General features: G+C 31.7%; 8 protein-coding genes. 1 reads left to right on the top strand and 7 read right to left on the bottom strand.

The features are described from left to right. Window positions 1-972: 972 nt before the first annotated feature. The 5 genes from AQ1689_RS13190 to AQ1689_RS13170 form a co-directional block, all read right to left on the bottom strand. The gene (locus AQ1689_RS13190) at window positions 973-3,222 is read right to left on the bottom strand and encodes an inorganic phosphate transporter (RefSeq protein ID WP_101915762.1); all 2,250 of its coding nucleotides are present in this window, start codon (window positions 3,220-3,222) and stop codon (window positions 973-975) included. 71 nt (window positions 3,223-3,293) lie between these two features. Continuing rightward, the gene (locus AQ1689_RS13185; RefSeq protein WP_101956394.1) at window positions 3,294-4,520 is read right to left on the bottom strand and encodes a porin; all 1,227 of its coding nucleotides are present in this window, start codon (window positions 4,518-4,520) and stop codon (window positions 3,294-3,296) included. A 232-nt stretch (window positions 4,521-4,752) separates the two neighbouring features. Further along, window positions 4,753-5,637 carry a metallophosphoesterase gene (locus AQ1689_RS13180; RefSeq protein WP_101915764.1) on the bottom strand — a complete coding sequence of 295 codons (885 nt, stop codon included), beginning with the start codon at window positions 5,635-5,637 and terminating at the stop codon, window positions 4,753-4,755. Between the two features lie 80 nt (window positions 5,638-5,717). Beyond that, on the bottom strand, window positions 5,718-7,712 hold the full coding sequence (locus AQ1689_RS13175) for a DUF5689 domain-containing protein (RefSeq protein WP_101956393.1): 1,995 nt from the start codon (window positions 7,710-7,712) through the stop codon (window positions 5,718-5,720). A gap of 38 nt (window positions 7,713-7,750) precedes the next feature. Further along, entirely contained in the window at window positions 7,751-10,537 is a 2,787-nt protein-coding gene (locus AQ1689_RS13170) for a carboxypeptidase-like regulatory domain-containing protein (RefSeq protein WP_101956392.1), read from the bottom strand. A 175-nt stretch (window positions 10,538-10,712) separates the two neighbouring features. Here AQ1689_RS13170 and AQ1689_RS13165 point away from each other — a divergent pair, with 175 nt between their 5' ends. After that, complete coding sequence (locus tag AQ1689_RS13165; protein WP_101915567.1) at window positions 10,713-11,768, top strand: endonuclease/exonuclease/phosphatase family protein; 1,056 nt, start codon at window positions 10,713-10,715, stop codon at window positions 11,766-11,768. Window positions 11,769-11,818: 50 nt separating this feature from the next. Here the strand turns inward: AQ1689_RS13165 and AQ1689_RS13160 are convergent, their stop codons facing one another. Together AQ1689_RS13160 and infB are read right to left on the bottom strand one after the other, a co-directional pair. Next, window positions 11,819-12,163 (bottom strand): hypothetical protein, encoded by a 345-nt coding sequence (locus tag AQ1689_RS13160; protein ID WP_058884136.1) that lies wholly within the window; start codon window positions 12,161-12,163, stop codon window positions 11,819-11,821. A 142-nt stretch (window positions 12,164-12,305) separates the two neighbouring features. After that, entirely contained in the window at window positions 12,306-15,167 is a 2,862-nt protein-coding gene (infB, locus tag AQ1689_RS13155) for a translation initiation factor IF-2 (RefSeq protein ID WP_101915568.1), read from the bottom strand. Window positions 15,168-15,237: the final 70 nt, after the last annotated feature.

The raw sequence follows: 15,237 nt of genomic DNA, 5'->3' as shown, positions 1-15,237 counted from the left end.
GGTTGCAAATATACATCTTTTAATTTGTTTTAAACAAGCTAAATTTAGCTTGTTTTTTACATTTTAATAAAATGTTTTCTGCAGATATTTTAATGATCTTTTGTTAACTTTTAAACTTGCGTTTTGTTGTTAGCGGTTGCAAATCTACGTCCTTTTATTGGACTGACAAGGGCTTTTATTTATTTATTTTTGAAGTATTTTTTTAAGTCTTGATTTTTAATGGGTTGCCTTGTGTGTTTTTTATACTGTTTCGCTTTTAAAAAGTAGTCTTCTACTAAAATTAACACGTATTAATATCTGAAATTATGTTTTTTTTGGAGTGTTAAAAGTGATTAAAAACAGCTTCGAATGTTTTGTATTGCTATTTTAGTAATAGATTTTTATTTGTTTTTTTGATTTTAAGACTGATAAAGTTCTCGATACTATTTTTTTGAAGGAAAAAAAATCACTCGAACTGACAGGGGTTTTGTGGTTTTTCGTATGGAAATTTTAATCAGGTGTAATTACTGAAGATGATTGCCAATCGGGAAAACTCATAGGTTCGTCCCTACGGGTTTTTGTCCTTATATAGGATAGCTTTTCAAATTTAAGATTATTTTGGCTCTTCTTGGTGTGGTCGCGAGCAAGATCCTCGCGATAGCAAACTGATATTTATTATTTGTTAATGGAAATTTCGTTTTAAATTCTCCAAACAAGAACAAACCTCACAGGTTTTAAAAACCTGTGAGGTTTAAATTTTACTGCTCGAAATGATAGTGTGAACTTTGCCTAAATTATAGTTGATTTATCAATTTATCGAAATTAGTACAAATGCCTAGCCCCGATTGACGCTTTGTTTGAGCTCTTTTTTGTTTTTCTTTTTAAAAAACAAAAAAAGCGAGTGCGGAAAGCGGGAAATTGCTGCTAAAAAAAAATCAATAAAAAAACCCTCAATTAGAATTGAGGGTTTTAATGAATTTTAGTAAAAACGAATTAACTGTTTTTACTACTTATATGAAATTCTTCGTAGGTTTCTAACAAACTCATAAGCGCAGAAACTAAATCTTGTGTTTCTAATAAAACACTAAAGTATAATGTAGTGTTTTTAGGGCTTGTTTCGTCTGTTCTAATACGTGCTACTTGTTTTTCAATTGAAGTTGAAACGTCTTTTAATAACTGCTTCTTTTCATTGATTATAAGTTCTAGTTTTTCGAAACTTCTGTTTTCAAAAGTTGTACTAATATCGTCTAATAACTTAGAAAGTGTATCGTCAATATGTTTTAAATCGGTTAATTGTTCTTTCTTTAAGTTTTTATGATTGTTGTTTACATGCTTAAAACTTGCTTTAGATATGTAACTGATAGATTGTGCTACATCTTGTAAATAACCTAATACTAAAATGTAAAATCTACTTGCTTGTACCGAGGTTTCATCTAGTGATTTAATGAAGTAGAATACGCCGTCTTTTAATCCGTCAATTTCATCGTTTAACTTAGCTACATGCTTTTCTGTTTTACGTAACTTGTTTAAATCGTGTTCTGCTAAATCATTTACAACATTAGTGTATAATTTATTTACACGACTTGCTACTCCTGCAATATGATCGGCGCTTTCTTCAATTACTCCGTTAATGGTAATTAATTCTGCGCGTTCTATATGGATTTGCTTCTTTTCTTCTTTTGATTTCTTTCTGTGGATTAATGTGTTTCTTGTTATTAAAAGTATTACTACTAATAATAATACAGGAATCATTACCATGCTCCAACTAATTAAATAAGCGATAATTCCTGCTGCTGCAAAGGCGATTATTGCCGTTAAAAACCAGCCTCCTACTACATTAATTACACCCGCAACTCTATATACTGCGCTTTCACGCCCCCAAGCTCTATCGGCTAAAGAAGTACCCATTGCTACCATAAATGTTACATAGGTTGTTGATAATGGTAATTTCATTGAGGTTGCTATTGATATTAAAATACCTGCAACAATTAAATTTACTGCTGCTCTTACTAGGTCAAAGGCAGGCATTTCGTATGTTTTATCTTTAGATAAATCTATAACTGGTTTTTGAAATTTAGCATCGACAAAAGCAATTGTTTTTGCTGGAAATACTTTACGAATACCAGCGTTAATTAACATGGCGATTCTAACAACAATTCTTGATAATGGGTTTGGTTGAAATTTTTCATGCCCTTCTCCTTGTCTTGATAAATTAATACCTGTTTTAATAACGTCTTGTGCTTTACTAGAGGTCCATAAAGTAACGACCATAATAGCTCCCGCTACTAATAATAACCATACATTAGATGGTACTTTTTTTGCTAAAATACCCATTGAAAATGCGTCGGCAGAAACTCCTGAGGCTTTCCATGCTTCATAAGAATTTAATGCTGCAATTGGTACTCCAACAAAGTTTACTAAGTCATTTCCTGAAAAAGCCATTGCTAATGAAAATGTTCCTATTCCAATAATTAATTTTAAAATGTTAATTTTAAAAACACTTATTAAAAATTGAGATATTAAACTCCAAGCAACAAAACTTCCTGAAATAATTAATAAGGTATTTCCTTCTATTGAATCTTTAATATCGGCATACCAAGGCGTACCTTTCATTCCTTTTATAATGATGAAATAGGTAATTGCTGTAATAGCAAAACCACCAAATAATGCACTTATATAAGTTTTTCTTTTTGCAAAATTAAAGGTATATATTATTCTAGATATGAACTGAACAATTGCACCTACTGAAAAAGCAACAACGACGGATAGTAGTATTCCTTTTATAATTTCTACCGCTTTTTCATGGTTAATATAGTTCCAAATATCGGCAAATGATTGTGAATCGTTTGCTGAAATTTTTAGTAATGATATACAAACAGCTGCTCCTAATAATTCAAATACAATGGAAACCGTTGTAGATGTTGGCATCCCTAGGGAGTTAAAAATATCGAGTAATAAAACATCGGTAATCATCACTGCCATAAAAATAAACATGATGTCTTGAAACATAAACATGTTCGGGTTAAAAATCCCTTTACGAGCAACTTCCATCATACCACTAGAGGTTACGGCTCCAAAAAATACACCAACACTGGCGATTATCATAATATTACGAACCCGAATTGCTTTTGAACCAATTGCTGAGTTTAAAAAATTAACAGCGTCATTACTAACACCTACTACTAAATCGATGATAGCTAAAATAGCTAGCCCGATTAACATCAAAATATATGGATCTCCCATTTTTGGCTTTTATTTTTTTTGCAAAATTACAAACAGTACTATACTACCTATGTTAGGTTTATGTTATTTTTTTAAAAATGTATGTCGATTTGTAAGCGATACACTAGCTTATTGCCACTATTAACTACGTCTAAATAACTGATATCTGTTTGTACCTTAAGCTTATGCCCTACCATATATTTTGACAAACCTAAGGTGTATTGACGCTCTAAATTTCTTCTAGTAATTTTTTCTAAATCAATATTGGTGTAGCGCCCAGATACTTCCCAGTTTTTTGCTAATAAATAAGCTACTTGTAAATTTAAACCGCTACCTACCTGAACAATAGCACCTGTTGAAGTTCCATCAGAATTTCTTGCAATAGGGTTTTTAGCGTCTCTATAAGCATATTCACCCATAAAAGAAAATCCTCTATATTTAAACATTGCATCAATAAATAAGGTTGAAATATCCGTTTTATGGTATATTCTATCGGCTAATTTATGGTCTTTGCTATTATCTATATACATATAAGCTCCTTGATTGCTTCTATTTTTAACGGCATTATTGTTAAAATCATAACTAGTACCAATAGCTAATTTTGGCGTTTCTTCTCTTTTTAAATCACTTCCTTTATAATCGCCTTTACTTTTGAAATTTCCGAAAGGTAAAAATTCTAATCGTGCCGTATATTGATGCCCTCCAATATTTCCAGTGGTAATGTTTCGTCCTTCTCCTTGTGCTATGGATAAAATTTCACGAACAACAAAAGTATCTGCTATTTTAAAATGATGCCTTAATTGCAGCCCCATATCTCTATCGATATTAAAGCGCTTATTTAATAAAGACCTGTCTACTCCTTGAAGGTTTCCAGAAGAAACAATTCGCTCTCTATTTCCTGGTAATTTAGTTTGCCCTAGCCATAATTCAAAATTTTGATGAAAATTCCATTTTAAAACAGCATCTAAAATATACCGAGGCGCATTGTTTGTAAATACCGATGCACCGCCAATATCTTTATTAGAAAGTCCTAACTCTACTTTATAGCTTAATTTTGGAGAAAATGCAAAACCATTAAATTTTAAACGGGCTCTTCTTATTAAAAATGAAGATTTTGGGTTTGATAAACCATTGGAATTTGAATGCCATTGTGCAGTTGTTAAAAACTGTACTCTTGCAGCAATATTCATTGACCAAGAATTATCATCTCCCTTTAAATTAAAGAGTCCTTTACCAAATTTAGGAGCATTTGATTCTTGTGTGTAGGCATGCGATAACACAAGCATACTTACAATTGTAAGTGCTATTTTGATGTTCATTAGTAAGTATTAATTTTTGTCGCTGCAAAGAACTACTACTAATGTTAACTTATCGTAAACACGATGTTAAATAAAAAAAACTGCCTTGATCAGAGGCAGCTAGCCTAATAAAATAGTCGACAAAAACTAATATTTACCCAATGGCTTTATTTCTCATAATAAGAGATACCAAAAATATTCCTTTAGCTACAACTTGGTATTAAGAGAGGTTTACTAAATTGTTATTTGTATTTTAAATGTATTGTGAAATAGGCTCAGGACCTTCTAAAATAGCTTTTGATATTTTCATTGTGCCATTTTTACTTATTGTTACAAACCATTTGACAAGCGTTATAGTATCATTTTCTATTTCTAAGCCAGTAATACAACGCGGATGTACACAACTGCCATCATTAAAATGTGGCAATTCATTAGAATTTGGAAACCGAGGACGATGGGTGTGCCCAGTTACCACCATTTGCTGTTTATTTTTTTTAATCCAATTTTCTAAACGATGTTCTACTTTTATCAGTTCTTTATAATTTTGAGCGGGGCTTGTAGGGTCTTTAATGCCTATAATTTGTAAGGGTCTCCATAAAAAACGAACTAGAAATCGGCTAAATTTCCAAAAAACATAATTAAACCAATCTGCTTGATGCCCGTGCAACAAAAATATAGAAGCGCCATTTTTTTGCTCTAATAGAATTGCTTCCGAAAAAGAAACATTAGGCAGTAATGCTGTTTTTTTTCCTGTGGATGAATCAATATAAGTACTTAAATTTTCTTGAACTTTTTTAGGGTTTTTATATGCCATATCATGATTTCCCCAAATAAAATACAAGTTGTTTTTTGCATGAAATTCTTTTAATAGCAGGTAAATATTTTTGTTTGCATTAAAAATAGCATCAAATTTATTTTCCCAAAGCTCATCGCCATCTCCCAATTCAATATAAGTGAAATCGGCCGCCAAATATTCCGACAATGCGTACTCAAATATTTTTCTATTATGCGAAAAATCATCCGCAAAACTATTATCGCCCCTATGACAATCTGAAAATAAAATATATTTAGAATCCTTATTTAAAGGTAATTTTTTAGCCTGATTAAAAGCACGGGTAATTCGATTGTTTGATGACATTTTTACTATTTACTAGGTAAATATGCGTAAAAAAAACCAAGTTATAAAACTTGGTTTTCAATAATACCCTAATTTTGAGGTTATTTTTTTCCTACGGATGAAAAATCATCTTGCTCTTTTACTTCCCATTGAGAATTATCGGCAGTTGTGCCAGCGCTTGCATCCCAAGTAATACTCCCTTTAACCACGCTCGATTTTCTAACTAAAGTATGATTTTGAGTCGCATTTTCAATACCTGCAACTGCCCAACCTTTGCCAGGATCTTCTCCTAATAAACCAATTACATCTATAACAGTATCGTTATTTTTTAAAACAAGCGCATCATCACCATTAAAAGAAGCTACCGATGAGCTACTAGTTCCATTGTTTTTAATAACATCTGAAGCTCTCGAATTATAGATTACCAATACGCCACTTTTTACTAAAATAATATTTGTCAAACTACTTAATGCTAAAATTTTAGGCTTATCTGTTGATCCATTAATATGTAATTCAATCGTATAATTAGACAGGTCTATATCGATATTTGTGCCATTGTAAATTTCAATATATTTGTTATTACTTGACCCTTCGGCATATTCTGAAAAGAATAAATCGCCCGTTGGTGCCGGATTAATTGGCGGAGGAATAACCACAGGTGTACATCCGTAAGTTTCAGTAAAATTCACATCCAATTCGTCTCTGATATATAATTTAACACCATTATTTTGGGTTATTATTCCTGTAATAGCGCCTTTTTTAGTGCTGACTAAATTATTAGCAAACACAGCTTCTTTTTCTACGGATAAAAGCGCTAATTCATTTTCACAATTAGTAGTTAGCATGTTTTCACCTTGATAATTTTTAGTAATATCTTTAAACTGAACACCTTCAATTTTAACCAATTTACTTTGATAAACACCCGATAAAGCATCTTCAAAAGTAATAATTTCGGGCGTTGGTAATGTACCTGATTGTAAGCTTATTATATTTGAATTTTCAACATTTAAAGTAAGTACACCATTTGGATTGGTTAATTTTAATCCGCCAACGGCTATTTCTACTTGATCGCCTATATTTAAGTTATGAATCGCTGTAAAATTTAATGAAATTCCTGCGGAAGCGTCTTGTGCAAAAGCATTTTTAGCTGAAATAGTCCCTTTAGTAGCATCCGAAGTTATACTTATTTTTAGTTTTAAATTATCAGAAATTACGGTTTCTTCTTCTTTAAAAAAAGCTTTTATCGTAGCTACATCAGCAAGTGTTGGATTATTAAAACAGCCATATTCTTCTGTAAAATTAACATCCGAAGTATTTCTAATCGTTAGTATTTTTTCACTTTCTAACATGGTAAAAACCCCTGTAATACTTCCTTTTTTATCAGGAATTAACAATCCTTTAAAATCTGAAAAAATGCTATTTCTGAAAATTATTTTTTGCAATGAATCACAGGAAATTAATGTTCTATCAATTGAATAATCGACACTTCCTGCTTTTGGCCAGGCATATTTTAAACCTTTTATTTCAGCTTGTACTTTTTTAATTTTGATTAAAATATTTTGATGTTTTTCATTTAATTCACTTATTTTCAAAAGAACAGGCGTAATTTTTGCAATTTCAGCGCCTCTGTCTATAAAACGAACATAATCGTTTACCCCAATTCTGTCAATGCCGTTCCCGAAGCTATTTCGAACACCTATTTGATAACTTCCATCTTTACTTTTACTTAAAAATAAACCTTTTAGTTTGATGAAAATTTTACGCCCAACAGCATAGCGCTCATGTAAATTGGTAGCGTTAATTTTCATTTCAAAACCAATTGTTGGGTTTTCAGGTGCATCTTGAATAAAGATGGATTTAAAAAAATTCCCTGCCCTATCACTAGAAACTACATAGCCCGATGTTGTTAGTTCTTCTTTAATTTCAACCAAACTCCCTTGATATAAACTAGCAATTTGCGTTAATGATTTTAAATTTTCGTATTCTTTTTCCGCTGATAAAGTTGGAAGTGAAAACTCGTCATCTCCTACACAAGAAGAAAAAGGCAGTACTATAAAAATGATAAAAACCAGGATACTTAGCTTAACTATTTTCATTTTTGATATTTTAAATTTTTGAATTTTTAGAAGTATTTTTAAAACCTATAATTGACATTCAGGAAATAACTCGCCCCTCTTCCGTACCAATATTTTGTACCAAAAACAGGTGTTTCATTAGCGTTATCGGCACTTTCTAAACCATAATTAGCGGTTCGTCCTTGCTCGTACCCACCTGTTTTGTAAGCTTTATTTAACAAATTACTAACGCTTGCAAAAAAACCGATGTACTTATTTTGACCAACCCGCCAGGTTTTACCGCCAATGGCATTTAAAGTAAAATATCCGTCAAATTGTTCTTGAGTTAATAGTTTTTTAGCCAAATCGGCATCATAATTTGGAAAAAGCTGAGTATCATCTGAAATAAAAGAAGTCGTTCTTTTTATCGCCGAAGGAGCAACATATATTTTATCTAAATAATTACCTGTTACCCCTACAAACCAATAATCTGGATCTCGATAATCAAAACCAAAAGAGTAACTTCTTTGCGGTCCTGAGGCTATTTTATAGTTTTTAAGGCTTGCTTTTCCGTAGTTTTTGATACCTCTTTTATCAAAACCTGCCTTTTGTGAATCGGCACTTATTTCTGATGCTAGCGTAATATTGGGGTTATTATTATAAATATAGTGTCCTAAATTTGCGGCTGCCCGTAAGTTAAAAGTTGATAATATAGGCGATTCAATACCTAATTCAGCTCCTAAATGCTGTTTGTTTATTCCTGTTAAAACTTCTTGAACAAAAAGATTTTCAGAACCTGTAAAATAAAAAGCAATATTACTAGCGTCTTTAATTGTAGTATAATATCCTGTAAGTTTTGCTTTTAAAAAGGGCATTCTTACAATATAACTGGCATCAAAAGTGCTTATTTTTTCATTTAATAAACGACTAACCGAAGCAACGGTTAAATTATTTGATCTTGAATTGGCAAAAGAATTTCGAATTGAAGGTGCTTTGCTAGTATAGCCCCCGTTAAAATTTAACAAATGCCGTCCTGAAATTTTATAAGTAGCCCCCGCTTTTGCGCCATAACCCATAAAATTTAACTTTTCAGAATATCCTAAAGAGTTTGGGATTTCTGGGTTTGTAATATCACCAGGATAAATACCATTTTTAAACAAGCCTTTTCGCTGATAACTGCTACTATTAACAGTTCCTGCGATAAAAAAATCTACTTTATTATATTTAAATTGTAATTGTGTAAAACCACCATATACTTTTGCCGCTATTTCATAATGATATTTAAATTTATCGCCAACTTTTGCTATTTTATTAGGATGTAATAAGTCATTTTGATAATCATCTTCACCTAAATTTCCGAATTTATTGATATCTACATACCCCGTTGCGCCAAATAAATCAACAATACTTGCATAATTTTCAGAAGACAATATCGTATAATCTAAACTACCACTTAAGGTAATATTCTCATTTATTTGGGTATTTAGAATTGTTTTAAGGCTTAATTGAGTATCATCGGTACAATCTTCATAAAGTGAAAACAAGGCATTATCGGCAGTTTTTTCATTTCCTACATATAAATTTTTCCAATTTAGCTGTCCATCATTTTGAAAATTCACTAATGATTTATAGGCATTTTCAAAATCTTTACCGTAATAAGAATCTTTTAAAAAATAATTCGGCAATTTTCGATAATAGGTAGGGTTTGGATCATTTCCTCCGTTAAAATCAAGACGAGAATTGCCCATTTCTCCAAATTGATACGCAATTCCTGTTTCTAAAGTAGTTTTATTAGTCATATTCCAATAATGATTTAACATCAAAATAGGTTCTTCAATTCTTTTTACGCGGGCATTTCTAATTTTCCCGTTTTGATAGCCCCAATACGGATTGTATTTAATACCCTTAATATCGTACACTTCCTGTGTATTTGCGGCAGATTTTCCACGGGTATTTTTAGCATAAATAGCCGTGGCATTGATACTATGATTTTCATTTATTATTTTTTCTAAAGAGATAAAAAAGGAGTTTGCGTTATACATTGTGCCGTTAATAAATCCTTGGGATGCCGTTCTTTTACTTGCTGATGCGGTAACTGCCCAGCCATTTTTTAAAATCCCTGAAGCATACATTGCCATAAAACGATGGGAATAACTTCTGTTGGAAGAAGCGTAGGAAATTCGGGCACTTTTTCTATAATCTGAAGCTCGAGTATTCATATTTGTTGCGCCTAAAACACCGCCAAACGTATAATTTGAAGGCGATAAACCACTGCTAAAATTTTGATTTCGCAATACATCATTCAAACCACCCCAATTACTCCATTGCGGACGACCGTTGTATAATTTATTCATTTCAAAACCATTGATAAGCACTTTTGAATTTTCAGATCCCAGCCCTTTAATACTATAAAAAGAAGCACTCCATTGGTAGGCGGCAGTTCGTAAATAAACATCTTTTGAGGCTTGCAATAAACCCGCAATATTATCGGCGGTATTTGCATCATCGCTTAATTCATCATCTGTAAGTATAATAGTACTTAAATCTTGGTATTGCGTAGTGGCTTCATATAAAAAAATAGTCCCTAAATTTATAGGAGTCTCGGATACTTGCAACGGAAAAGTTTGAGTTTCAAACCCGTTTAATGATACAGTAAGGAGTTGATTTCCTTTGGGTAAATTGTTTAAAATAAAAGTACCATCAACAGCGGTTATACTGGTAATAGCTGTTTTTTTTATATGGATACTAACGCCCGACAATGCTATTTCAGTATCGGCATGTACAAGAGTTCCTTTTACACTATTTTGTGCATTTAAATCAAATAAACTTAAAAATAATAATAAAATTGTTATTGTAAATTTCTTCATAAACAGCCCTTTACAGATATTAAACCACTAGTACAAAACACGTTAGATTATAGCGTGTAAATTAAGCGGTATAGCTGTTTTATTTGTTAAGAAATTGTTAAGAAATTTAGATATTTTTAATTGCGGTATTTTTAAGCTTAAAATTTGATTTATTTTTGATGTAAAATTTCTTATGATGAAAAAAATAATAGTACTTACAAGTATGCTAGTTATTAGCTTATTTTCTGACAGACTATATGCTCAAAAAAAATATAAAATAAGAACTATTGGTTTTTACAATCTTGAAAATTTATTTGATACGATTAATGATACTTCAAAAAATGATGAAGCAAGCCCTATCATGGCTATCAAAGGAAATAAACAAAAGATTTATTGGGATAAAATTGATAAACTTAGCAATGTTATTTTACAATTAGGGGCTGAAAAAACAAAAACAAGCCCTGCTATTTTAGGCGTTGCCGAAGTTGAAAACAAAAAGGTTTTAGAAGATTTAATAGAATCGGAAAATCTTAAAAATAAAAAGTACGGCATTATTCATTTTGACTCTCCTGATAAACGAGGTATTGATGTTGGTTTATTATATCAGAAAAGATATTTTAAACCGATTCATTATGAAGCTTTCAATCCTCGTATTTATAAAAATAATAGAAAAGTATATACCCGTGATATTTTATGGGTTGCCGGATATTTAGATGATGAATTGATTCATATACTTGTAAATCATTGGCCGTCTCGCAGAGGTGGCGAAGCAAAAAGTAGGCCTTTACGAGAAAAAGCAGCCTACAGAGTTATCCAAATTATTGAAAAAATTAAAATAAATGACCCAAGCCCTAAGCTTTTAATTATGGGTGATTTTAATGATGATCCGATTAACAGTAGCTTTAAAAAAATTTTAAAAACAGTAGCGAAAAAGAAAAATCTAAAAAAAGAAGACCTTTATAATCCTTTTGAAAACATGTTTCGACGAGGGTTTAACACCTTAGGATATCGCGATAATATTAATTTATTTGATCAAATAATTATAAGCAATAAATTAGTTTCTTCTAGTAAAAGGAAAAAAGATTTTACGAGCTTTAAGATGTTTAAAGCAGGGGTTTTTAATAAGCTATTTTTAACACAAAAAAAAGGACGCTACAAAGGCTATCCTTTTAGAAGTTTTTCGTTTGGTAAATACAGTGGCGGCTATAGCGATCATTATCCTGTTTATATGTACTTAATTAAAGAAGACTAATTTTGTTTGATAAAAAAGATTGAGCTTGTAGAAATACAAGCTCCTATTTTTTAATTTTTACACAAATCGTCTAAATAGTTATTCATGCGCATTTGAAATAATGTTCCTTTTAATAAATCGTCTATTTGCCCTAATTCAATTTGTGATACTGCCATACTTACTTTATCTGACGGGGTTTGTAATAAAATAGACTTGCAATTATTTCCTTTAGTACAAGTAGCACAGTTTTTTTGGCTTTTAGAATCGAGTACTTTTTCTAAAAATGATTCAATTTGATTTTCATTTAAATGAAAGCCTGTATCTCTAAAGATTATTTGAATTAAAGTGTTCGTTGTATCTTTCCAACAAAATGAAATACCTATTTCATTGTCGTATATTTTTATAATGTTTTCCATAGTTAAAGTTATTACGGCAACAAATATACATCTTATTTAGATTTACTCTAAATAAAATTAACGCTATTTTTACTACTTCTTATAAACAAAAAAAAGACACCTTAATAAGGTGTCTTTTTTTAATTATATATTTTAGAATGTTTTATTTCAACTTCTTCTTAACTGCAATTTCAGTATAAGCTTCAATAACATCTCTTTCAATAATATCGTTGTAACCTTTTATCTGAAGACCACAATCGTATCCTTTTGTTACTTCTTTAACATCGTCTTTGAAACGTTTTAATGAAGATAAGAAACCATCATGAACTACAATACCATCTCTAATAATACGGATTTTAGCATCTCTGGTTACTTTACCATTCATTACCATACATCCTGCAATATTACCAACTTTAGAAATTTTATAAACTTCTCTAATTTCAATATTACCAAGAATTTCTTCTTTCATATCAGGAGATAACATTCCTTCCATGGCATCTTTCAAGTCATTAATAGCATCATAAATAATAGAATAAGTTCTAATATCTACTTCTTCTCTATCAGCAATAACTCTTGCATTTGATTGTGGACGTACATTAAATCCAACAATAATTGCATCTGAAGCTGTTGCTAATAATACATCAGATTCTGTAATTGCTCCAACTCCTTTATGTAAAATATTTACTTGAATTTCTTCCGTAGATAATTTCTGGAATGAATCGGTTAAGGCTTCTACTGAACCATCTACATCTCCTTTTAAGATAATGTTTAATTCTTTGAAATCTCCTAACGCAATACGACGACCAATTTCGGCTAATGTTAATGTTTTTTGAGTTCTTACAGATTGCTCACGTTGTAATTGAGAACGTTTTGCTGCAATTTGTTTCGCTTCACGCTCATCATCAAATACATTAAATTTATCACCAGCTTGTGGTGCTCCGTCTAATCCTAAGATTGATACTGGTGTTGATGGTCCGGCAGCTAAAACTTTAGCGCCTTTATCATCAAACATAGCTCTTACTTTACCACTATGTTTACCAGCTAAAATATAATCTCCAATTTTTAAAGTACCAGCTTGCACTAAAATTGTTGATACATATCCTCTACCTTTATCTAATAAAGCTTCCACAACTGCTCCTGTTGCTTTTTTATTAGGATTAGCTTTTAATTCTAATATTTCAGCCTCTAATAATACTTTTTCAAGTAATTCTTCAACTCCTTGTCCTGTTTTAGCTGAAATTTCTTGTGATTGAATATTACCACCCCAATCTTCAACTAATAAATTCATAGCTGATAATTGTGTTTTAATATTATCTGGGTTCGCATTTTGCTTATCAATCTTGTTGATAGCAAAGATAATTGGAACGCCAGCTGCTTGTGCGTGAGATATTGCTTCTTTTGTTTGAGGCATTACATCATCATCGGCAGCAACTACAATAATTACTAAATCGGTTACTTGAGCTCCACGGGCACGCATTGCTGTAAAGGCCTCGTGACCTGGTGTATCTAAAAAGGCAATTTGTTGATCTCCAACTGGTACTGAATATGCACCAATATGTTGTGTAATTCCTCCTGATTCACCTTCAATTACGTTCGCTTTACGAATATAATCTAACAACGATGTTTTACCGTGATCTACGTGACCCATTACCGTAATAATTGGCGCACGATTTATTAAATCTTCAGGTTTGTCTTCAACTTCTTCAATAGATTCCTCTACTTCAGCGCCAACAAACTCTACTTTATAGTTAAATTCTTCAGCAACAATAACTAATGTTTCAGCGTCTAAACGTTGATTCATTGTTACCATCATTCCTAACATCATACATGAAGAAATAATGTTTGTTACAGGAACATCCATCATCGTAGCAACTTCACTTACAGTAACAAATTCTGTTACTTTTAAGATTTTGTTGTCTAACGCTTGTGCTTCTAATTCAGCTTCGGTGTGTTCTCTGTGAGCATCTCTTTTATTTCTACGATACTTTGCTCCTTTTCCTCTTTTAGATTTACCTTGAAGTCTTTCTAAAGTTTCACGTACTTGTTTTTGTACTTCTGCTTCAGTTGGTTCTTCTTTTTTAACGGCTGGTCTTTGAGCTGCTCTACCTCTAAATGGTGTACGGTTTCCACCGCTTCTATTTTGAGCAGGTCTAACGACTCTTTTTTCGCCTGGTTTTGTTGGAGTTCCTGGTTTACTAATACGTTTACGCTTTCTTTTGTCAGCGTCTGTTTTAGCTTCTGGTTTCTTCTTTTTAGGACGTTCAAATTGTTTTAAATCAATTTTAATTCCTGTAATTTTAGGACCGTCTAATTTTTTATACTGTGTTTTTAACTTTACAGCGTTTTCGGCAGTAATTTCAACAGGTTTCTCTGCTTTTACTTCCTCAGGCTTTGTTTCCGTAACCTTTTTTACTTCCTTAATGTCTATTTTCTTAGGTGTTTCTGCTTTCACAACCTCGGGCTTAACTTCTTTAATCTTAATTTCTTTAGGTTCTTGAACCTTAACTTTAACTGGTTCAATTTTCTTTTCAGCTACCTTGATTGTTTGTTTTTCAACAATCTTAGCTTCTTGAACAGGTATTTCTTTTTTAGGGGTTTCTACAACCGCTTTTGGTGCTTCTTTTACAGGCGCAGCTGGTTTTGTATCTTCTACTGGTTTTCCAGTTTTAATATCAATCTTCCCTACGGTTTTAACCTCTAATCTTTTAGCTTTGGCTTTTAAAACTTCTTGCTTTTTAGCTTCGTCTTCTACTCTTTTCTTCTCCTGATCCTCTTCAACACGTAGGCGATTAGCTTCTTTTTCCTTGCGCTTTTCTTCGCTTACTTCTTTAGAGGCTACCTTCTTAGATTTATCTGTTTGAAACCCATCAAGTAATATTTGATATTCCGCATCAGAAATTTTAGCAGTAGGACGTGATTCTACTTTATGACCATTTTTAGCCAAGTGTTCTACAGCTCTATCTAAAGAAATGTTAAATTCTCTTAATACTTTATTAAGTCTTATTAATTTGTTGCCTTCAGCCATAAATTATTTTATACTTTATATTCAAAAAACACACTTTACACGCTAGCATAGTTACGTTCTTTTTCTCTGG

It is taken from the genome of Tenacibaculum finnmarkense, from assembly GCF_900239185.1.
In the GTDB taxonomy this organism is placed as follows: Bacteria; Bacteroidota; Bacteroidia; order Flavobacteriales; family Flavobacteriaceae; genus Polaribacter; species Polaribacter finnmarkensis.
This window is presented reverse-complemented; position numbering and strand designations above follow the sequence as displayed.

Coding starts and splice junctions, on each gene's coding strand:
- AQ1689_RS13175 (WP_101956393.1), bottom strand. CDS start 7,712: ATGAAAATAGTTAAGCTAAGTATCCTGGTTTTTATCATTTTTATAGTA.
- AQ1689_RS13190 (WP_101915762.1), bottom strand. CDS start 3,222: ATGGGAGATCCATATATTTTGATGTTAATCGGGCTAGCTATTTTAGCT.
- AQ1689_RS13180 (WP_101915764.1), bottom strand. CDS start 5,637: ATGTCATCAAACAATCGAATTACCCGTGCTTTTAATCAGGCTAAAAAA.
- AQ1689_RS13185 (WP_101956394.1), bottom strand. CDS start 4,520: ATGAACATCAAAATAGCACTTACAATTGTAAGTATGCTTGTGTTATCG.
- AQ1689_RS13160 (WP_058884136.1), bottom strand. CDS start 12,163: ATGGAAAACATTATAAAAATATACGACAATGAAATAGGTATTTCATTT.
- infB (WP_101915568.1), bottom strand. CDS start 15,167: ATGGCTGAAGGCAACAAATTAATAAGACTTAATAAAGTATTAAGAGAA.
- AQ1689_RS13170 (WP_101956392.1), bottom strand. CDS start 10,537: ATGAAGAAATTTACAATAACAATTTTATTATTATTTTTAAGTTTATTT.
- AQ1689_RS13165 (WP_101915567.1), top strand. CDS start 10,713: ATGAAAAAAATAATAGTACTTACAAGTATGCTAGTTATTAGCTTATTT.